Here is a 20,677-nt window from a genome sequence, read left to right on the forward strand (position 1 = left end):
TCTCGTTCCCCACGCGGCGTACTGATCACCTGTATTATTTCAGATAAGCCGATACACGTTCATTAATCGCCGTAACATTCCAGTATTCCGGATTCTGATAATCCTTTAATAACTGCTCCCGCTCCTCCACGTTCATACCCGGATTGCACAAAGAGTTCAGGGAGAGAAACTCATCGGGTAAAATTCCTCCGGGAACCTCGCCCATGGTACAATATTCTGCCAGATCCCACTCTTCCACATTGCTCACTACAAATCCCTGAAATTGAGGTGCAATCTTGGAGCCTTCATTGAACAGACGGTCCGCTCCGGACATGGCATTGAACAGCTGTATATAAGCGCCCATCATATAGGTAGTACCACCAGCCAGCGTACCGTCCAGTAACCCTGCTTCCATATACTCTCTGGTCTCGCTTGCCGCATCGATCTGGACCAGTTTCACTTTACCGGACAGTCCGGCAGACTGAATCGATGCTACTCCCTGATCACCGCCGCCGGTCCAGGCAATACCATCCAGCTCATTTCCGTAGGCTGCCAGAATATCGGAAAAACCGGTGGCCGCATCACTTCCGCGATAAGTAGCCAACACTTCCATACCGGCTTCTGCAGCAGCAGCTTCCACCCCGGCTACACGTTCATCATTCATCGTCTCGCCCTCGGTAGCCCCTATGATGGCGATTTTCTTACATCCGTCTTTTACCAACACCTGCGTCAGGTCATATCCGTTCTTGAAGTTTACTCCTTCCTCACCGCCCAGGTCCCCGACCCAGCCGGCGCAAAATTCCGAATCGTCCACTACTTTGGCCAGTTCTTCCGTATAGGAACGGGTCAGTCCTACATAATAGACCTCGTTCTCATTCAGATACTCATATAACGCCGGAGATGAACCCAAAACGCTGACGATCCCGTCGCATCCATTGGATACTAATGTCTCAAAAGCAGTGCTGATGTCTTCCGAGCTAAATGCGGTCATATCATAATATTCCATCTCGCAGTTAGTCATTTTCGCGCAGTAATCCAATGCATCACGGAAAGCCTGTGACGTTTTATCCGAAGCCGGCAGATAGAAGAATCCGATCTTATATCCTCCCATCCCCTCTGCACTTAAGGTATCCTTGCCTGCCGCATCCCCACTGGCACCCTTATCTTCCGCATCTTTTTCTCCGGCAGTATCCGCCGGCACCTCGGCATCCGCGGTGGGCTCTGATTGTGCAGCGGGCTTGGCAGGCTCTTCCCCTTTGCTTCCACATCCAAATAAAGACAGTACCATCACTCCCGCCATCAGCAGGGACAACATTTTCTTTTTCATACTCTTCTTCTCCTTTTCTTCATTTAATATTTACATTTTTTCTAAGAACACTTGGCGGCTGTCTTTTAGCCGTTTACGTGCCCAAATTCTCTTAATCAATCAGCTTTCCTTTACTCTTCTCATAGGTCAGTGCCACAACGATGATAAACAGTAATCCCTTGATTCCATACCCCAGCGCATTCGCCTGCCCCATCATAGCCAGTCCGTTGGTCAGAACCGTAACCATCAGCGCACCGATCAGAGGAGCTGAAAATCTCGCGTTAGCTCCTCCCGACAGCGGGAAACCTCCCAGCACAATCGCAATCATGACATTCAAGTTCATGCTGCTTCCCACCGAAGGGTCTACCGCGCCGCTTCTCGATACCGTGAACAAAGCCGAAATACCGATCATAACACCGATTAGTATGTATGCCAGATAAGTAACCTTCTCCACTTTAACCCCGCTGATACGCGCCACCACAGGACTTCCGCCTATGGCTTTTAAAGACTTTCCGAACCCGGTATAGTTATATAACACATAGCCAATCAGGATCAGCGCTATGAGTACCAGCACCTTCGTAGACGTATTATTCAGCCATGGGGCTTTACTGTAGGGGAAGGTAATCTTACCTTGTTTGGTAACCGCCACTACAATTCCCGAACTGATATTGGACACACACAAGGATGCGATAAACGGGTTTAGCTTTAAGTAGTTCTTAGCCGTTGCCGTTATACACATGAAGCCTACCGACACCAGGATTCCCGCCAACAGGCAGAACAGAATCGGCAGTCCCAGATTATATAATACCGCCAGTACCAGAGAAGCAGCGCCCAGTACCTGCCCAATGGCCATGTCCAAAGACCCGAGGGAATACAAGAAGATGGCTCCCACCATCACGATCGCCATGGTAAAACACTGGTTTAGCAGCAGCTTCAGGTTCTCCACCGCCACAAAGCGCCCCCCCGTCGTCAGCGTAAAAAACGTAACCAGAAGTACAATTCCAACAAAAGGAAGAATCTGGGTAAACCGCTCCCTCTTCATTGCCTCACGATTCAGGCTCTGCTGTATCAAATCCTCCGCCGCCTGCTTATTCGATGATTCCTGCATTGTTCTTCCCTCCTTATACCATGTACTCTATCAACTTTGTATCCGTGACTTCTTTGCTTCGTGTGACCTCGCCGGTGATCCTGCCTTCTTTCATGATAATCATCCGGTCGCTCATACCGATCAGTTCCGGCAGCTCTTCGGAAATCATAATGATCGCCTTGCCTTCCATCTTGAACTGATAGATCAGCTGATACATGGCAGCTTTCACACCGATATCAATTCCTCTGGTCGGGCAGTCCAGGATGTAGATTTCGCTTCCGGCTGCCAGCCATTTGGAAAAGGCTACCTTCTGCTTATTCCCGCCGGACAGCTGATTACAGAACTGTTTACCTGACAGACATTTGGTTCGCATGGTTTCAATCTGCCTGTCGGACAGTCTCTTTTCCGCCTTAGGTGATATGAATCCTCTCCTGGAAAGTTTTTTATATGAGGCCATCACGGTGTTGTTCTGAATGCTGGCATTTAAAATGATGGATTCATTGTCACGGTCTTTGGATACATAGCCTATATTATGCCGGATCGAATCATCGATCCTTGTTATCTTCGTTCCGGAAGGTACATGTACCACTTCCCCGGTTACCGTCTTGTCCAAGCCAAAAATCATGCGTCCCACCTCATGCATTCCGCATCCCGCCAGACCGCCGAAGCCCAGGATCTCGCCTTTGTGTAGCTGAATGCTGAGATTTTGGACATATCCGTTTTCTGAAGTGATATGTCTGATATCCAATACCACCTCGTCACTGCTGGAACCATCCCAGTCTTCCCGGTAATAGCTGCCCTCCAGCTCACGTCCCACCATTAACGGGCGCATATTAGCAGTGGTGATATCTGTGCCTTCCAGATGCCCTACCAGAACTCCGTCCCGCAGACAGGTAATCTTGTTGCAGACCTCTTCCAGCTCCTCCAGATCATGAGAGATAAAGATTACCCCTTTCTTCTCACTGCGCATCTGATCAATCAGATGATAGATCAGTTGACGGCCTTTCTGGGCCAGAGCCGTGGTTGATTCGTCGATAACCAGGATCTCCGGCTTCAGATACATGGCGCGGGCGATCTCAATGATCTTCCGGTCCTCAAAATTCAGCTCCGCCAACAGCGTAGAACCTTTGATATCCTCCACGCCGATCTCTTTCAAAATCTTGTCGGCTTCCCGGTGCATTTTTTTCACATCCAGATGACCATTCTTGCTGAACAGCTCATAATTCCCGATAAAGATATTGCTGGCCACATCAATCGTCGGCAGCGTGGCAGCCTCCTGTACTATCATGGCCACACCGGCCTTCTGTGCCTCCACCATATTTGCCGGTCTGTAGGGCCGCCCCGCCCGAAACAGCTCTCCGCTCGTCTGAGGCTGTACCCCGGCAAATATGGATGTCAGTGTGGATTTGCCGCTGCCATTCTCACCGATCAGCCCGCAGACCTCGCCCTGTCTCAGTTCAAAATCCACATGAATCAGTGCACGGGTAGCTCCAAAGTTTTTACAGACATCTTTACAACTCAACAGCACCTCGCTATGATCGTCCATTTTCATCTTCCCCTTCCACTACATGGCTATTTACTGAACTATATGTACTATATCAGTCTTTTCCGATTTATTGTTGTCAGTTTTTGCAAAATGTGCTCTCATTTTCAGACTATCCTGTACAATCCGCAGAGATTATCCCGCTCACAGCCCATATATATCCGTCAATACTTCTAACATTTTCCTATGCGGCTGGGGTATCATTCCAACATGTTCACCAAGTTCCATCACCATATCTGGGCTTTCCGAAAACGATAACCAGCTTTCCAGTCCCTGCTCATTTGGATCCCCATAACGCATAAATCGGAGCAGGTACCGGTTCATCCGGCTTGATAGTTCATAATCAACATCCTCCCAGGCCGCTTTTGCACATGCAAGATTCTGATAGAAATATTTAAGCGCCGCTGAGTGAAAAGCGCCGAATCCCACTTCCGGTACCGGTCTGTCAAAATAATACAGATAAGCGGGAGATTTTCCATAGCGCGACTGAAGGATCGACCACACATACATGGTATGTTCAAAAATCCGGTCTCTCCGCTCATAATGCCAAGCCTGCGGCATCCCGGTTTTCCCGTCCAGATAAAGCTCGGCTACAACCTTTGCCTTTTCCCCGTACAGCCTCTGTAATTCCTGCTTCAGACCGGCCTCATCCATATGCGGTTGTGAAAATATAACCCCTTCGTCCGAATTACTCCCTAGCAGAAGCGGCACATCGTTCTGGCTGTGGTTCTCAAAGATCTCCCTGTAATCTCCCGGCAGAAGGTAACCATCAATGATGGGGCTCCACTCCCCGGCCAACTCCAAAAGCTTATCCGCAGCCAACGCACGCATCTCTTTTACAGTGTACACCCCGGCCCCTCTTAACAGTTTTTCCCCTTCCTGCTCCCTGTTCTTAAGCGTCACTTTGCTTTGCCGGCTCATATCAACTCTTACATCGAACAGCGCACAGCTTTGTGCAAAGGCGCGGTGGAACAGGCCTTTCGCCAGCGGCGACTGGTACAGCACCAGAACGCTTCCCGCCCCCGCCGATTCTCCCGCGATGGTGACACAGTCCGGATCGCCGCCAAAACATTCTATATTTTCCTGTACCCACTGAAGCGCCGCGATCTGGTCTAATATTCCGTAGTTTCCGGATACCTGATGTTCACTTTCCCCTGAAAGCTTCGGATGCGCCAGAAAGCCAAAGATACCGAGACGATAATTAACCGTGACAACAATCACGCCTTCTGAACTCAGATTATGTCCGTTCAGCACCGGCACACTTCCCGCTCCGCTGTTGAATTTTCCCCCGTGTATAATCACAAGCACCGGCAGCCGTTTTGAACGTTCAAGGCGCCTGGCGGGTGCCCACACATTCAGATACAGACAGTCCTCACTCACGCCTTCCCTTCCAGATATAAAGAACTCCTGTCCATAGCACATCCAGCGCTTACCCGGCGGTATCGCGATTATTTTCTGCATGGCGGCCGGACCAAACACATCGCATTTTTTTACTCCCTGCCAAGGCCGCATACGCTGCGGCGGCCTAAACCGCAGTTCCCCCACGGGAGGCTGTGCATAGGGGATCCCTGCAAAAAGCAAATGCTCTTCATCCCCATCAAAAATCCCCTCCACAATACCTAGTTTGGTTTTCACCTGTACCATCCTTTTTTCCTCCTTTCCGATCCTATCTGTATTGTTTAGTTTATCTTTTTTCTTGACAATATACATTGACAATCCTGCTCAGACCTATAGACAAATAAGCTTTTTTAACTCCATAAAGTACTTTATTGCTCGCCCTTAATTCAATCCCTTCTTTTCATGATCAGTTGAAGTAATTGAATACTGTCTGACTTAGAAATAATTCTCTGCGTGTTAACCTGTCGTCCTGTACTTCCTTTTTGTACAGGTGTATCATGCGCTCTGCGGTACTCCATTGGGGTATAACCCAACTGTTTTTGATAGATCCCATTCAAATAGCGACAATCGGAGAATCCGCACTCCAAACTGATTTCCGTAATGTTCCTACCAGTCTGCTCCACCAGCCTGCGAGCCTTTTCAAACCGAAGCAGCGTCAGATATTCCTGAAAAGATATCCCCAGATTATCTTTTAAAAAATGAGAAGCATAAGAAACGGAAATTCCTTCTCTTAAAGCCACCTCTTCCAACAAAAGTTTCTCCGTATAGTGGCAGTCGATATAATCCGTAATTCGCTCCAAGCGTTTCCCCTTGCAATATCTTTTACTCTTCTCCTGCTCCGAAATACAATGCCAAGGATGATGCTTTAAGAGAAGTCCGAAAATCTCATACAAGCAGGACAGGCAAAAAAATCCATACTGTTCCCTGCTTTCAAAATAATTCAGCGCCAGTTCAAATAATCTGTCGTACACGCTCTTTTCCCACCCGGAAGAATGAATATCCTCCAGATAATTTTTATCAAACTCAACATTGCACAGTTCCGGATAAATCTTTCTGCAAAAACTGGCCGCTGCCTGTACAGACAATATAATAGCGTTCTCTGTCAAAGCGTGTATCTCGTGAGGCTGCCGGGGATTAATAATAATCACGTCCGTTTTGTGGAATTCCCTCTGTCTCTGTCCATACAAAATCACAATCGTCCCGGCCAGTACAACTAACAGCTCAAATTCTTTGTGCACATGGGAGCACCGATAGGTCATCTCCACCAGAAAAACATTTAAGTCCTCCAAAGAAGCGTGCTCCACAATCTCATACTCTCTCATACCTACCGCTCTCCTTTCCCGTTTTCTCCCCTTCCTATTTGCAGTGTACCAATCCTGGTACAGCTTTTGTTGTCACATCAGACACGTTTTATTCTCATTTTTTGACAGATTATTACAGGAGTAGAGTAAAGGGAAACCTCTCCGCCCCCCATAACCAAAAAAGAAACCCGGCTGTCACTCCGGGTTTCCTGAGATATGCACGATCAAAGGGCAAGCTCACTGCCGATCGCGCGCAGATGGTTTTGATATTCATTGGTTCCGTATAGGGCGTCTCTCATATTAATCAGCTCGACCCGGTTGCACTTCAGCCATTCTTTTACTTCCGGTGAGCAGAGAGCATGTACATCTACCGTACGGATGTCTTTAAAACAATAGGCAGCCGGGGTGTGGTCGCCACGACGGTATACATAATAGTCCACATAGCCGGGATGCCATGCATGAACGGTTATGCTGTCTTCCGGAACCTCCAGCAGGTGGCTTTCATCTTCTATATAGAATCGGATGGGATCGTATCGGTCCAGGGCGGTGATGGAATCGGTCCAACCTGCGGGGGTGAGCGGCTCTGCCCGAAGCGGGGCGCAATATTCCAGTAAGCCGCGTACGAAGATCTTCCGGTCCACCCATTTGTCTGAGGCACTGTAGATTTTTTGAGAGGTTCCCAGATCTGTTCCCATATAATCGGTAACGATAAGATACTCTTCGTGGACCTGGGCGAGTGCACGGCCAAAGGGTGTATCGGTTGATACCATGCTTCCCCCCACATCAGGGGCGCGTCCCAGAATTTTGACACACAGTTCCATCTGGGCACGGCACTCGGCCAATGCTTCATCGAAACTGATATCGGAAGCGTCCAGATCTGTTCTGAATCCGTCTCTTGCCGGATCGAATAGGGTAGGAACATTCTCACCTCCAAGAACCGGCGTTCCCCAGAAATGCGTATGCCATCCAATGGACAGCCAAGGATAATTCCGCAGTCTTTCCAGTGCATCCACCGTCCCCGGCGTGTCCAGCATAATATCCGCCGATGTTACGACGCCATGGTCGATGGCTTCAAACGATCCAATATTACATACATTGCTGTAACCGATATCATCAGCCCGAATCACTAATTTCATACTTTTTCATTCCCTTCGCTGTGCTTGAGGCACATATGATTTGCGCGTTTACGATAGGCGAATTAGTTCCCCTGTTTCCGGATTTCTGGCGAATTGCCTCATATACTTCCAGGTCAGCTCGGCCAGAGCCATACTGGGCCAGTGAGGCGATTTTCCCATGCAGATAAACCGTGCTAAGGTATCACCATCTCGGTTTACACAGTCTCCTATATAGTGGCTGCGTCCCTCCAGATTCAGAACTTTGGTCTTCTCAAAAGGAAAACCCAGTTTCTCCGTAACTATATCGGGCGTGGTCCGTACCGCTCTTCTGACCTCTTCTTCCGGCAGCGGTTCACAGCCTGCTGCACGCCTCCAGTTGTTGACACAGGCAATTTTATTCTTTGATGTCAGATCCAGGTGAGGCGACGGATGGCCGTTGGGCGCTTCCCGGTTCAGATCCATCGTAGCCGGTTTATCTTCTGTCAGCGGGAGGATATTGATGAATTCCTGCTCCCCCATACAACCGCACATGGGGATTCTCACCTGAGCCGCATGTTCTATCATCTCTTCTGTAATCGTTTCTCCCGGCCATGGGGTATCTTCCTGCCAGTATGTCCCAGCAGTGCCATTGGCAAAGATCATACCGCCCACACCCACAGCCGCAAAACGTTCGGGCCAGCGAAGGGCATGCCGGCTGGTCATCCATCCGCCTCCGGAATAGCCCGCCATATACACTCTGCTCCAGTCCACCGGATAATGTTCTTTGGCATAGGCCAGAAGACGGTCTAAATTTTCAGCCGATTCGTTTTCCGGGATAATGATAATCAGTTCTTCTCTGGCCGCTATGTGTGTATATCCATAGCTCTCCGCCAGATAGATCGGATTATTATTCCCATGCATCACAAACAGCAGCGGATATTTTTTTTCCGGCGTAATCCCGTCTGCCCAGCTGGCCGGCAGGTAGGATGCCCATTTGGCTGTCGGCTGATCCGCGTCGTGGATTTCCTTATTCAGACCTCTTTGCCGCCAATATGCGATCGCCTCACAGCTGCCCTCATCCGGATAGCTGAGCATACATTCCATATTTCTGCAGATTCCCTTGTAGCTATCGCTTTCCACATACACCTGCAGATCGAATTCATGGTTTCCCATCAGTTTCAGAATTTCCTGAACCCGCGTTTCCGCATTCTTTGTCAACATCTGCTTTATCTCCTTTTGGCTGCGCTTCTCCATCATTTTCTATCAAAAGCTCCGGGTTATACGAGAGTCTGGCGTTCCCATAACTCATTTCCATGAAATGATGTCCCAGAAACTCGTACGGCTGTGGTATCCCTTCTCCGCTCAGTATGGTCTCACAGATATGGATCAGATCATCCGGAACACTTTTTGGCTGGCTCATACAGGTCGGCATTCCCACATATCCCACATGTCCGTTAAAGTTTTGATCGAATCTTTCAGACAGCGCCCTGAATTTCCGGACTTCTACTAGGGTCTTTTCCACGCTGCAGTCAGGAGCCAGCAGGTTCACGTTACAGCAGTCGCCGCTGAACATCAGGCGGCGCGCCACATCCAGGAAGACACATCCTCCCTGTGTATGACCGGCTATCTCATGCACTTCTACGACTCTGCCGCCCAGGTCGAACCGTGCCTTATCCCTGAGCGGCAGGAACCTTGGCATCTGTATCTGTTCCGGCACGTCATCCGCTGAATATTCATATACCTGATAACTGCCTGCTTTTCCAAACGCGTCCGCATAGCTGCGCAGTTCCTCATAGTTGAGCGCTCTTGCCAAATCATAGTCCTTTTCGTTCAGGTAAACTTCCTGAAAGCTGCCCATTCCTCCCACATGATCCATATGTCCATGTGTGACCGCCACCTTGCAGGGCTTATCCGTCAGCCCAGCGACAACCTGTTTCAAATCACAGACCCCGCAACCAGTGTCGATCAGCAGAGCCTCTTTTTCTCCGATCAGCAGATACATGGCTGCAAGTCCGAATTCATTAATCGCGTATGTATCCGGCGCGATTTCACAGATAAAAGGTGATTTGATTCCCATAGGTATCCCTCCTTTTTCTCAATGCTATAGATAAGTTTATCTGTTTTCCACGGGAAGCGCACTGACAATCCTGCTGAAAACGGCCGATAAATAGGCTATATTAAGATTTACAGGCTGATCACACCTCTTTGCAAATCTTCTGCCGCGCTGGAGGTCCCGATATAGATTTCATAATCCATGTGTTCCAGTTCAAAGCGTTCCTGCTCCTCGTTATAATATTTAAGCCTCTCAATGGGACAGCTAATCTCAACCCGCCTGGCCTCTCCTGGCTGCAGCATCACCCGCTTGAAGCCGCACAATGTTTTCACAGGGCGGTCTATGCAGGAATTTTGAAAGACCGCGTACAGCTGAAGGACTTCGCTCCCTGCCATCTCACCCGTATTTTTGATCATCACAGATGCTTCGATCTGCTCACCGGATCTTCGGAACTGTTCCCCGCTGAGTTCAAAAGTGGTATAGCTCATGCCAAAACCATAGGGCCGGTATGGTATCTTATTATTTTTCTCCAGCAATCGGTAACCGTGATAATAGTGATAGCGCTGGCTTTTGGCATCCCAGTTGATTTCCGGAAGGTCAGCCTCCTCTTTGGGAAGCACAAACGGAAGTTTTCCTGAAGGGTTCACATCTCCAAACAGGATCTGTGCCACGGCGGTGCCTCCCTCCTGTCCCGGATAATAGGCATATAAAATGGCCGGTATATACGGTTCCCACTCAGACACCGTGATGGTACTTCCCCCCATCAGAACAGCAACGGAGTTTTGATTCACAGCTCCCACAGTCTTCAGCATCTCTACATCCTGGGCATGCAGCCCCAGATTCTTCCGGTCCCCGCCTCTGGTGACCCGTTTGGTATTCGACTCCTTTATAGGATCGAATTCACCTTCATCCCGGTAATCCAGCCCCACTGTAAAAATGACCACATCCGTCTTTTCAGCCAGGCGCTTCATATGTTCCATATCATCTCCGTCGTAAAAGTATACTTCCGAATCAACAGCAGCCTCAACGATTCCTTCCAGAATCGTAACCACATAAGCCGGATAGACCTCGGAGGAACCGGTATCTCCAGTATTTGCCTTGGAAGCAAGCTTTCCAATAACCGCGATCCTCTTTGCTTTTCTGGATAACGGCAATATGTTCCTCTCGTTTTTAATCAGGGTAATACCCTCCTGCGCCGCCCGGAGCGCCAGTTTCGCATGTTCTTCACAGCCGACCACCTCTTCCGCGCAGGCGCTGCCGCTCTCTTTGCCGGACTGATCTGTAGCCAGCAAAGTTCTGACTATGCGAACCGCCGCCTCATCAATGACCTCCTGCTTCACCTGACCGGCATTTACCGCCCGGATCAGCTGTTTTCCATAATACCGGGTATGACACATTTCCACATCCATTCCCGCGTTGGCCGCCTCTGCCGTATCGGTAATTCCCCAGAAAAAGTCGGAGATTACAAAGCCGTCAAAGCTCCACTCTTCTTTTAATACCCTGCGCAGCAAATAGCCGGAATGGCCGCAGATCTCGCCCTTATATTTGTTATAGGCTGTCATCACCGCCGCTGCCCCGGCATCGATACAGTCCTTAAAATGCGAAAGATACACTTCCCGTTCCGTACGCTTATCGCAGTTAATATCCACCTCAAACCGGCTGTTCTCCATGGAGTTAAACGCGTAATGCTTCAGGCAGGCAATTACGTGCTGGGATTGTACCCCCCGGACCAGAGCAGAGCCCATAGCCCCCATAGCGAAGCTATCCTCCCCGTATACCTCCTGGCTGCGGCCCCAGCCAGGGTGATAGGGCAGATTAATGCAGACACCGCCAAATAAATTGGCCCCAAAAGCACGCGCTTCCCGACCGATCGCCCGACCGATCTCTTCCTCCAACTCCACGTCAAAGGTGGCTCCCCGCAGCATGGGAACCGGAAAGCAGGTCGCCTTTCCTTCGCCGCACACCACGCCCCTGGGACCGTCGCAATAGCGCAGATCCGGTACCTGCAGGCGTTTATTTCCTCCGGCGCTGAACGGAGTATAATTAAAATGAAACCCCGCCCGCTTTGCCTCTGTTATTTTTTGCAGAGACTGTCCGCCGCTCATCAAAAACACTTTTTCCTCTAATGTCATCCGGCTTACCAGGTTCTCTGCCTTTTCCGTATATTTTAACCGCTCTTCCCTTGTCATCTCCAATTGTCATTCCTCCAATCCTGCCCAATGGCACAATAACGCATCGACTCCGCATTCATCAAACGACAGATAATCCTGTATGTCGTTGCTTACTGCGTTTGCCTCCGCTCCTTTCCGGTACTCACCCGGTGTGATTCCCATCGCCGCTTTGAATCTGCGGTAAAAGGTGGCCTCTCCCGAATAGCCGCATTCATCGGAGACGATCTGCAGAGGAATGCCGGCGTCCTGCAGCAACGTGCATGCCCGCTCGATACGGGCGGCGTCGATCATTTCCTTCAAGGTCAGTCCTACGATCTCTTTCAGCAGCCGATAGCTTCCCTTTTCGCTGAGTCCAAATGTACGGTAAATATCATCCGGCAGATTCTCCGACGACAGATTCCGGTCAATATAACCGCTGATCGCCATAACAAGCTCCGTATCCTTCTCATTGTTGAGCGGCGCAGACCGCAGCTCATATTGTACACTTGCCAGAAAATCTGCCAGCAGCAGGTAAAGCCCCGCATTCACCCGCAGATTGGTATCCGCTCCATCATTCCTCTGTGCAAGCGCTGTTCGGACCGCGATATTCAGATAATGCCCGTAAGGTAATTTGGGAGGGTATTGTCCGTTCACGCTGTTCAGGAAAAAATGGTATTTCATCCCTGCCGTGATCGGCTCAAATAAGCTGGAGGGGAACTGGATCAGCAGGCAGATGTTATCCAGTTCGATCCCCCGTACTCCATGAACCCCTTTCGGATTAATCAGTATAATATCTCCCTCAGAAAGTCTTTGCGGCTCCGGGCCATACAGGCCGTACAGTACCTCTATTCTCCCCTTCAAAACCGCTATGAACTCATAATCGTAGTGCCAGTGATATGCTGAACTGCGGACCCCGGTAACAAAAATCTTCGCCGCCGAATTCATTAAATGTTGAATACTTTCGTACATGCCAGGATTGTTTTTTTGCTTCATAGAAATCTCCATTCCGCCGCCTTTTCGTTGGCGGCACAAATAGTGATGAAAGTTGTAGGTTTCTTTCACACTACCCTCACATTTACTTTATTACGATAAGATTATACCTTAGGCGAATGCCGCGAACCCGCCCGTATGGCATTGCATTAAGGGATACTGCAAAGTATAATTTGATTTTATCATATAAGATTTAATTTTTGTGAAGCATGTACACCATCCCAATATCCATTCCCGAATTTACAATCTTGGTATTGCATTTTTACTATATCTTTTACACGGGAATTTTTGTTATCATTTCAGATTATCCTGATTATCAAATCAGGCTGGATTTTCACGATAGAATAACCCGCTGAAATGAGTTCGTTACCGGCAAAGTGTAATGCGTATTTTTCCCCTGGCCTCTTTGCACAAGCAGGTATTTTCCAGCATTTTTTTCAGCAGGCGGTCACTCAGCAACTAAATTAAAAATCCAAGTCTTAACCTTGCACATCGGTCTCCCAACAGCTTGACAAAACGCAACCTATTGCGTATAATAGGCAGCAGATTACCTTACTGTTTGTCAAGCTCTTGAAGACATGGACTGGAGATTAAGATGAAAATTCCGAAGAATAAACAACACATCATGTTTGGCGGTGTTTTTGTGCTGGCGAACAAATTACAGCTGGCAGCCGACAAAAGGGTACATGGACTTTCCACAAAGCAGTGGTTTCTGCTTCGTAATTTAAGCGACCTGTCCGCCGATCCGCCGCCTACCATCACCATGCTGGCCAGGGAGACAGATACTTCCCGGCAGAACGTCAGCAAGATGCTGGAGGTATTGCAGCGGAGGGGATATGTGGAGCTGCGGGACAGCACCGAGGATCATCGAAGTCAAAGCGTAGTGCTGACTATGCAGGGCAGGCAGATCTTACGGCTAACAGCTCAGGAATCCGTTCCTTTTTTTACCGAACTTTTTTCCGGCATCAGCGACGAGGAATGCGGGGCAGCAGCCGGTGTGATTGTGAAACTCATCGACAACCTTAATAAAATGCAGGGGGATATGACATGAAAACAGCAGTGATCTATCAATCACACTATGGCTCCACTGAAACTTACGCCAGATGGCTGGCAGAGGATTTAGGCGCCGGCCTTTTTCAGGCCGACCGGGTGAAGCAGGCTGATTTACAGCAGTATGACACTATCGTGTATGGCGGCGGCCTTTATGCCGGAGGCGTTAACGGCATTGCCCTGCTGACAAAATACCTTGATACTTTCCGGGACAAAGCACTCTATCTATTTACCGTGGGTGTCTCCGACATAACAGATCAGGATAACATCAAAGCCATCCGCGGCGGTTTAGAACAAAAGCTGCCACCTGCCCTTTGGGAAAAGGTACACATTTATCATCTGCGCGGCGGCATACTTTACTCTAAAATGAGCTTTCTCCACCGCATGATGATAAACATGATGATCAAAGCACTGCGCAAAAAACCGGAAAACGAGCGGAGCAGCTATGAGCGGGATATCCTGCAAAGTGCGGATCACGACACCGACTTTACGGACCGCGCAGCCCTTGCCCCGCTGGTGGCAGATATCAGGGCAGGTGAAAAGCCGCGCTGAACCGTTTCTATCACAAATGGTAAAAGCCTTAGGATATTCGTAATTCTGAATTACCCGAATGATAAAATTGAGATCACTAAAACGCCCATGCGTTTCTATCCCGCATGGGCTATATCTTATCATCTAATACGCTATTGAAATAATCACGAAATTCATTATTATTCAAACCAAGCCAAAAGTACCTGCCATAGACAACATTATCCTTCGCACTATAATTCAGCGTACTTTCTATCTCATTACCCCTATAAATATAGATAGTTATCCCATTTTCGTTAGTATTAAATAAATTACTAAATCTGCGCGGATAAATAATTGTATTATCTACAATGGAGGCTAGATAATTCTTATCGTCATTATCACTAATGATTATTTTCCTGGTATCAGATACAAGATTAATCCAATCATAATCTTTACTTTTTATATATTTGAATGATTTATAGTCAAATGAGTATTGACCGTAAAGAATAATTGCGGTGAATATAATCAACAAAATAATGCTTCCAATAGTTACTTTAAGTCTGGGTTTCATATTTATCACCGACTTTCACTTTTAAATAAAGTATACTAATCTAAATTAAGTATACCATACTTTATAGTATTAATGAATGCCTCGTATATATGGAACCCATACATCCATATCACTCACTCCTCTGTTCCCCCAGCTAAAATACGGCACTGCCCGGAACAGGCATTCCTCCACTTCCGGTACTACATCGGTATATAGCAATTTCTCATGCCCTTTGCGCCGATAAGCTTTTCCCTCCAATACCTTTATATCCTTCCACCCGTCTTCCGAATGTATCCCAGCATCGATTACAGATGGTACCTGTGAACATCATAACAAATTCCTGCCAGACCATCCTCCTGATCCACCGACTCCAGACAGTAAATCAGCGGCTCCCGGGCCAGGGCGGCATATCCAGTTATAGACAGTATCGGCCAGTACCGTAAATTGCACTTGTTACAACGTGCGCCGCCTGGCATACTTTTAAAAAAGCATCAGACCAATCGGCCTGAAGCTTTTTCGAATATTCATTATAAAATTGATTCATATCCCGCTACAAAAAGACATGGTAATTGGAAGCGGCTATCTTATTGTATACACAGACCAGTGATATACTATCATCACATCTGGCTTTTAAACGTCTTGATGGAATCCGCTCTGGCGGCAAGCTTTAACCATCGCTTTAGTGTCTCAATATTCGTCTCGGAGAGAATGACGTCCCTTAACTCTTCCGGGACATCCCCACCTTCTTCCAGCAATTCAAGGATTGATTCTGCTTTTCCCTCCGCTTTTCCGTCCTCATAGCGCTCCTGTCCGATGTCGGCCAGAACTTTCTCTTCATCATATTCCGTCAGGATTGAATTCATCACTTCCGCCCTCCTTGTCATCAAGAACTCTCTCAATACCCCTTCAGCAATGCACTCCTCCACGGCCCGCTTTACCGACTCCCCAAAATCCATTTCCCCGCGGTGCGCTTTCACCTTGCCGATCAGAACCGCATAATCCTTGAGAATAGGGCATCGCTCCATCAGTTGGCTGTTATGCCCGCCGTTGATGTTTAGAACACGTACGAGTAATTCCATTTTAGATTGCCCGTTTCCGTGTGCAAATGCATCGGACAACTTCAGCCACTTCTCTTCGCCGATCTCCTGGTCGCCATTATAGAATACGATATAGACCGGTGTCGGCAGAGTGACCAGCCTTGTGCCGTAGATGTGCTTCCCGCGCAGTATCCCCCGGAACATATCCGCGAAATAAAGCAGCCCGCGTACCGGCAGATTCGGGTTCATAGTACTTTGATGCTCGTACAGGGATAGGATATCGCGGATCAGATAGGCTACATCATTTTTCATCTTCATCCAGATGGCATCCTCCAGGGTCCTGATCTCCAGCTCCCCAGCGTTGCTGTACTCGGTGTGATTCAACGCGTTATAAAGCTCCAGTCCGTACTTCTTTTCGGCGAACAAAAGGCGGAACAGACGGTCCTTGTAGTTTTTGTTCGTGCCGATGTGATCGGTTGTGTTCATGTTTTTTCCTCCTTAAATGTAATACGAGGAAAAAACAGTCTTCTGTTATACCCATTTCATTTTGATGATTTATCGGGAATATTTAACTTTAATGAGCAGCGAGGCTGCGACCCGGCCCGCAGGGCATGCATTAGGGGATGCTGTTAAGTATAAGGTTATTATAAGGGAAATATCAGAATACTACAAGCAATGAAGCTATTTTGATTTTGTCTGTTAGATTTTAACCGGGTATACTGCATGTATCACGGTCATACCTGCATATACCATAGAGTTGAGAAAAGGATATCAAAAGACTGTCTCTTCCTTAGATTTGTTTTTATAGTATGGCATTCAACATCACAAATGTCAATCCATTTCTCAAATTCCGGCCTTAAAAGCGTTCCCACTAGGCTTTTAACAAAGCAGGGCGGAGAGGGAAACACCGCGGCCGGGTGGAATCAGGCGGCAAATCTTGCGGGAACAAATCACTTGAGGCCGGACCTTAGAACTACTTACGCAGAAGGCGGGAGAACCTCGCAGGGCCCGGAACACTGTCCGAGCCGTCCTTTGGCGAGTTTGTTGCGGGTCCTGCCAATCAGAGGTTCTCCTGTCTTCGGAGTTAGTTGTTCTTAGGTCCGGCCGAAGTGATTTGTCCCCGCAAGATTTGCGGCCTGATTCCACCCGGCCGCGGCGTTTCCCTTTCCGCCCGGCCCTCACCTCCCTCTTCACACATCCCCCAAAGCATTTTTCCGGATATCCATAGGCTTCTGCCCGGTTACCTTCTTGAACACAATATAAAAATAATTATAACTGGCAAATCCCACTTTTTCCGCCAGTTCGATCCCCTTATAGTTTGTGGACACCAGCAATTTTTCCGCCTTCCGGATCCGGTATGTATTCAGGTAATCATTAAAGTTACTGCCTATCTCCTTCTTAAACAGCTTCCCCAGATAAGCGGTGCTGATGTGAAAATCATCAGCCAGATACTGCAGCGAAAGATCCGGATCGGTATAATTCCTCTCAATATATTGAATCGAATCGAAGACCGGCTTGCTCAAAGTCTTTTCCCGGCTGCTCCCGATCAGTCCGATTACTTTCCGCAATATGTCAAGCATATGACTGCTGACATCTTCCGGCGATGTCTGAAGCATGATTTCTGCCAGAACCTGATTTTTCATATCATAGATCTCATTCTGGTCAATAAACGCATTCTCAGCCAGACATTGAAACGCCAACACGCTCAATTCCAGAGCGCTGTTTTTCAGCACATATATCTCTGCAAGCGGATCACGGCGGATCTGGGCCAGAAACAACTCCCGGACATATTTGCCAGCCTCCTTTAAACTGCCTTCCTTAATAAGTTCTTTAAAATGTTCGCCGTCTATTCTGATAAAACCCGGCGCCTTTTCAAAGTATTCTTTGATCTCATCACAATAAAGGACATTGCCGATCCCGAATATAAACCGGTAGGACATGGTGCTCAACGCGTTTCTATAGGATTCACACATCTTACGGCTGCTGCACACCTGATTGCCGACAGATATGGTAATTTCCAGATTCATATGCTTCTTTACCTCTAGAATACACCGCTTCAGCAATTTATTTAATCGTTCATCCGACGACCAGCCGCTGTATTCCATTAGGATCATGCTTACCCGGCCGGACGAATCAGTAAGAGCTAAGCCCCTGCCGGATTTCTTTAAGATACCTTCACAAATATTGCAGATGCCGAATATCTGCCGCGAGATGTCATCCTCAGCTATAGGATCCGGCGCTTGGTCAATCTCTGCCGATGCTGCAGAATCCGGCGTCTGGGCGATCTCTACCGATGCCACGGCAAAGGGTCCCTTCGAAAAGTCCAGTTCCAGCAATTCCAGCTTATCCCTCAACTCCCTGGAAGATATGGTTCCGTTGATCATCCGGTTCAGGACATTATTCTTCAGAAGCGCCAGATGTTCGTTATTTTGAAGCTTTGATATAATCCGGTCTTCCAGCGTGTCAATAATCTCTTCGATGGTCTGAATGATCTCTTCCTTGCCGGAAGGCTTTAAGAGATAATCCACAGCCCCGTACTTCATCGCCTGACGGACCAGCGCGAAATCATCATAGCCGCTCAATACGATGAACTTACACTCCTGATATCCGGCGTGAATGATTTTGGCCAGTTCCAGGCCGTTCATAACCGGCATTTGGATGTCCAGCAGGATGATATCCGGACGCTGCCTTTCGATTATTTTGAGAGCCTCCTGCCCATTCCCAGCTTCCCCGCAGATCTCAATCCCGTAATCCTGCCATTCCAGCAGTCTTTTGATTCCCTCCCGAGTCTGTTTTTCGTCATCCACGATAAGTAATTGATACATCCTCCTGCACATCCTTCTTTGTTAATATTGGAATAATAACCTTCACAGCAGTGCCCACACCTGCTATACTTCTGATCATCAGCCCATATTCCCCGCCAAACAGAAGCTTTAGCCTGGCCTGGACATTTTGCAGGCCGATACTTTTGAATTCATCCTGTGCTACCTGTTGATTTAATTTCTCATACATTTCCCGGAGGACCTGATCCTCAATTCCTTTGCCGTTATCAAAGATGGTAATCTCCAGGCGTTTGCCCTCCTTTTCCTTTGCAACGATACCAATCAGCCCCGTCCCTTCTTTGTCGGAAAGCGCATGCTTGATCACATTTTCCACCAGGGGCTGCAGGATCAGCTTAGGAATCATATCATCCAGATAATCTTCGGGCACCCGTATATCCACATCCAGGCGATCCTCATACCGGTATTTCTGCAGCTTTAAGTACGTATCTATGTATTCCAGCTCGTCTTCCAGTGTGATAAACTTGTCCGTGGTCCTGCTGCTCCAACGGAACAGCTTTCCTAGAAGCACGATCATTTCCCCTGTATTCTCATCCTGTTCCGCCAACGCTCTCGCCCGTATACTGTCCAGTGTATTATATAAAAAATGGGGGTCTATCTGTGTCTGGAGCGCATTCAGTTCCGCGTTTTTGCGCTGGATCTCCGCCGCATAGACTTCGGAAATATAATTGTCTAATTTTGAACACATTTCATTAAATGCCTGACTGATAATTCCGATTTCGTCTTTGGATTTTACCGGAATATGCAGGTTAAAATCTCCCGTCTGCAGCTTCTTCATAGAATGGATCAGCGTCTGTACCTGGCGGTTGAATACCCGGTATATAACAAGGCATACCGTCATGGTAAATATAATCGCCGCTGCCATAACCTTATAGATTTGGCTTTTCATCTGCTGTATCTCTCTGATCAGATCCTGATTGGAAAGGGTATAGATCGCCTTCATCCCCGATGTGCCCACTTCTTTTGACTTGATATATTCTTCCGTGTCGTCATGAGACATGGCTTGCGCTGTCTTTCCCCATCTGCCGTGATTGGTGGAATACAAGATCTGGTCATGGCTGTTCAGAAGGGTTAGTTCCCCATCCATGGATGTATTCAGGGACGGATCCTGCTTTTCGATGGCCTTAAGGGGCACATTCATGATAAATATGCCCACTAATTCCCTTTTCGGAAAAATGGTGGGATCGAAGATTTTCCCGGCAAAAGAGAGGACCGGCTCCCTTTCCTTTAAGGTATAGCCTGTGGGGTCATCATAATACATACATATCGTATCCTCTGAGTCAAGAAATTCTTCCATGGCCGGGTAATGCATAAAATCAAAGCTGGGCTTTACCGCGACATATCCATCGCCTGAAAAAGAATATACGATCCCATTTACAGCGCTGATGATCACATCACTGATGTCCGGGTCCGCGGATATGACCCCTTTTGAAAATACGCCCGTGATCTCTATGTTATTAATCTGGTATCCGTCATCCGGATTCTGGACCGCCTTAGCGGCTATTTCCGCTATGGGTCCGCTGTGTATATAATTGTAGAGACTATAGACCCTGTTATATTTATCATTACAGTAATCCGCCAGCCTGTCCAGTTTCGTATCGCCCAGCATAATCTCTTTTTCTATAACCGTTTTAGAAAAACGTTCTATTATATAGGAGGATGTAACTATCACCACAAGAATCAGTATACACTCAAACAGTACCAGTATCTTAAGAAATATGCCCGGATGCCTGAGCTTCTCTTTTACCCTGCCAGCCCACATATGGTAACCCTCCCCGTTTCGATCAGC

General features: G+C 48.0%; 16 protein-coding genes. 2 read left to right on the plus strand and 14 right to left on the minus strand.

The genetic code is table 11. The annotated features are described in order from the left end of the window. Positions 1 to 34: 34 nt before the first annotated feature. The 10 genes from KTH90_RS09275 to KTH90_RS09320 all read right to left on the minus strand — a co-directional run bounded on the left by KTH90_RS09275 (position 35) and on the right by KTH90_RS09320 (position 12,904). Entirely contained in the window at positions 35 to 1,306 is a 1,272-nt protein-coding gene (locus KTH90_RS09275) for a sugar ABC transporter substrate-binding protein (protein ID WP_158351101.1), read from the minus strand. 91 nt (positions 1,307 to 1,397) lie between these two features. Continuing rightward, positions 1,398 to 2,393: an ABC transporter permease gene (locus KTH90_RS09280; RefSeq protein WP_158351102.1), complete on the minus strand. Its 996-nt coding sequence runs from the start codon at positions 2,391 to 2,393 to the stop codon at positions 1,398 to 1,400. A gap of 13 nt (positions 2,394 to 2,406) precedes the next feature. After that, the gene (locus tag KTH90_RS09285; protein ID WP_158351103.1) at positions 2,407 to 3,918 is read right to left on the minus strand and encodes a sugar ABC transporter ATP-binding protein; all 1,512 of its coding nucleotides are present in this window, start codon (positions 3,916 to 3,918) and stop codon (positions 2,407 to 2,409) included. A 141-nt stretch (positions 3,919 to 4,059) separates the two neighbouring features. Next, positions 4,060 to 5,559 carry a carboxylesterase/lipase family protein gene (locus KTH90_RS09290; RefSeq protein ID WP_238726682.1) on the minus strand — a complete coding sequence of 500 codons (1,500 nt, stop codon included), beginning with the start codon at positions 5,557 to 5,559 and terminating at the stop codon, positions 4,060 to 4,062. Between the two features lie 140 nt (positions 5,560 to 5,699). Further along, on the minus strand, positions 5,700 to 6,635 hold the full coding sequence (locus KTH90_RS09295; protein WP_158351105.1) for an AraC family transcriptional regulator: 936 nt from the start codon (positions 6,633 to 6,635) through the stop codon (positions 5,700 to 5,702). Positions 6,636 to 6,838: 203 nt separating this feature from the next. Further along, the gene (locus KTH90_RS09300; protein ID WP_158351106.1) at positions 6,839 to 7,750 is read right to left on the minus strand and encodes a ChbG/HpnK family deacetylase; all 912 of its coding nucleotides are present in this window, start codon (positions 7,748 to 7,750) and stop codon (positions 6,839 to 6,841) included. Positions 7,751 to 7,798: 48 nt separating this feature from the next. Continuing rightward, positions 7,799 to 8,929 carry a PHB depolymerase family esterase gene (locus tag KTH90_RS09305; RefSeq protein WP_238726683.1) on the minus strand — a complete coding sequence of 377 codons (1,131 nt, stop codon included), beginning with the start codon at positions 8,927 to 8,929 and terminating at the stop codon, positions 7,799 to 7,801. Then, complete coding sequence (locus KTH90_RS09310; protein ID WP_158351108.1) at positions 8,868 to 9,785, minus strand: MBL fold metallo-hydrolase; 918 nt, start codon at positions 9,783 to 9,785, stop codon at positions 8,868 to 8,870. The genes KTH90_RS09305 and KTH90_RS09310 overlap by 62 nt, the downstream gene beginning before the upstream one ends. Positions 9,786 to 9,892: 107 nt before the next feature. Next, entirely contained in the window at positions 9,893 to 11,950 is a 2,058-nt protein-coding gene (locus KTH90_RS09315) for a beta-glucosidase family protein (RefSeq protein ID WP_238726761.1), read from the minus strand. 9 nt (positions 11,951 to 11,959) lie between these two features. After that, a complete protein-coding gene (locus KTH90_RS09320) occupies positions 11,960 to 12,904 on the minus strand; it encodes a helix-turn-helix domain-containing protein (protein WP_238726684.1) in 945 nt (314 codons plus the stop codon). A 592-nt stretch (positions 12,905 to 13,496) separates the two neighbouring features. Between KTH90_RS09320 and KTH90_RS09325 the strand changes: the two genes are divergently transcribed. Both KTH90_RS09325 and KTH90_RS09330 read left to right on the plus strand, forming a co-directional pair. Then, positions 13,497 to 13,952 carry a MarR family winged helix-turn-helix transcriptional regulator gene (locus KTH90_RS09325; RefSeq protein WP_158351111.1) on the plus strand — a complete coding sequence of 152 codons (456 nt, stop codon included), beginning with the start codon at positions 13,497 to 13,499 and terminating at the stop codon, positions 13,950 to 13,952. Next, positions 13,949 to 14,503, plus strand: coding sequence for a flavodoxin domain-containing protein (locus KTH90_RS09330; RefSeq protein WP_158351112.1), 555 nt, complete (start codon positions 13,949 to 13,951; stop codon positions 14,501 to 14,503). The genes KTH90_RS09325 and KTH90_RS09330 overlap by 4 nt, the downstream gene beginning before the upstream one ends. Before the next feature lie 598 nt (positions 14,504 to 15,101). Here the strand turns inward: KTH90_RS09330 and KTH90_RS25440 are convergent. The 4 genes from KTH90_RS25440 to KTH90_RS09345 all read right to left on the minus strand — a co-directional run bounded on the left by KTH90_RS25440 (position 15,102) and on the right by KTH90_RS09345 (position 20,650). Next, a complete protein-coding gene (locus KTH90_RS25440; protein ID WP_408626286.1) occupies positions 15,102 to 15,203 on the minus strand; it encodes a hypothetical protein in 102 nt (33 codons plus the stop codon). A 425-nt stretch (positions 15,204 to 15,628) separates the two neighbouring features. Continuing rightward, on the minus strand, positions 15,629 to 16,534 hold the full coding sequence (locus KTH90_RS09335) for a hypothetical protein (protein ID WP_158351113.1): 906 nt from the start codon (positions 16,532 to 16,534) through the stop codon (positions 15,629 to 15,631). Between the two features lie 704 nt (positions 16,535 to 17,238). Next, complete coding sequence (locus KTH90_RS09340) at positions 17,239 to 18,873, minus strand: response regulator transcription factor (RefSeq protein WP_238726685.1); 1,635 nt, start codon at positions 18,871 to 18,873, stop codon at positions 17,239 to 17,241. Continuing rightward, the gene (locus KTH90_RS09345) at positions 18,848 to 20,650 is read right to left on the minus strand and encodes a sensor histidine kinase (protein ID WP_158351115.1); all 1,803 of its coding nucleotides are present in this window, start codon (positions 20,648 to 20,650) and stop codon (positions 18,848 to 18,850) included. Before KTH90_RS09345 ends, KTH90_RS09340 begins: the two co-directional genes overlap by 26 nt. Positions 20,651 to 20,677 lie beyond the last annotated feature (27 nt).

The organism is Diplocloster modestus, assembly GCF_019042245.1.
In the GTDB taxonomy this organism is placed as follows: Bacteria; Bacillota; Clostridia; order Lachnospirales; family Lachnospiraceae; genus Diplocloster; species Diplocloster modestus.

Coding starts and splice junctions, on each gene's coding strand:
- KTH90_RS09325 (WP_158351111.1), top strand. CDS start 13,497: ATGAAAATTCCGAAGAATAAACAACACATCATGTTTGGCGGTGTTTTT.
- KTH90_RS09275 (WP_158351101.1), bottom strand. CDS start 1,306: ATGAAAAAGAAAATGTTGTCCCTGCTGATGGCGGGAGTGATGGTACTG.
- KTH90_RS09295 (WP_158351105.1), bottom strand. CDS start 6,635: ATGAGAGAGTATGAGATTGTGGAGCACGCTTCTTTGGAGGACTTAAAT.
- KTH90_RS09285 (WP_158351103.1), bottom strand. CDS start 3,918: ATGGACGATCATAGCGAGGTGCTGTTGAGTTGTAAAGATGTCTGTAAA.
- KTH90_RS09345 (WP_158351115.1), bottom strand. CDS start 20,650: ATGTGGGCTGGCAGGGTAAAAGAGAAGCTCAGGCATCCGGGCATATTT.
- KTH90_RS09305 (WP_238726683.1), bottom strand. CDS start 8,929: ATGTTGACAAAGAATGCGGAAACGCGGGTTCAGGAAATTCTGAAACTG.
- KTH90_RS09320 (WP_238726684.1), bottom strand. CDS start 12,904: ATGAAGCAAAAAAACAATCCTGGCATGTACGAAAGTATTCAACATTTA.
- KTH90_RS09335 (WP_158351113.1), bottom strand. CDS start 16,534: ATGAACACAACCGATCACATCGGCACGAACAAAAACTACAAGGACCGT.
- KTH90_RS09310 (WP_158351108.1), bottom strand. CDS start 9,785: ATGGGAATCAAATCACCTTTTATCTGTGAAATCGCGCCGGATACATAC.
- KTH90_RS09280 (WP_158351102.1), bottom strand. CDS start 2,393: ATGCAGGAATCATCGAATAAGCAGGCGGCGGAGGATTTGATACAGCAG.
- KTH90_RS09290 (WP_238726682.1), bottom strand. CDS start 5,559: ATGGTACAGGTGAAAACCAAACTAGGTATTGTGGAGGGGATTTTTGAT.
- KTH90_RS09340 (WP_238726685.1), bottom strand. CDS start 18,873: ATGTATCAATTACTTATCGTGGATGACGAAAAACAGACTCGGGAGGGA.
- KTH90_RS09300 (WP_158351106.1), bottom strand. CDS start 7,750: ATGAAATTAGTGATTCGGGCTGATGATATCGGTTACAGCAATGTATGT.
- KTH90_RS09330 (WP_158351112.1), top strand. CDS start 13,949: ATGAAAACAGCAGTGATCTATCAATCACACTATGGCTCCACTGAAACT.
- KTH90_RS09315 (WP_238726761.1), bottom strand. CDS start 11,950: ATGACAAGGGAAGAGCGGTTAAAATATACGGAAAAGGCAGAGAACCTG.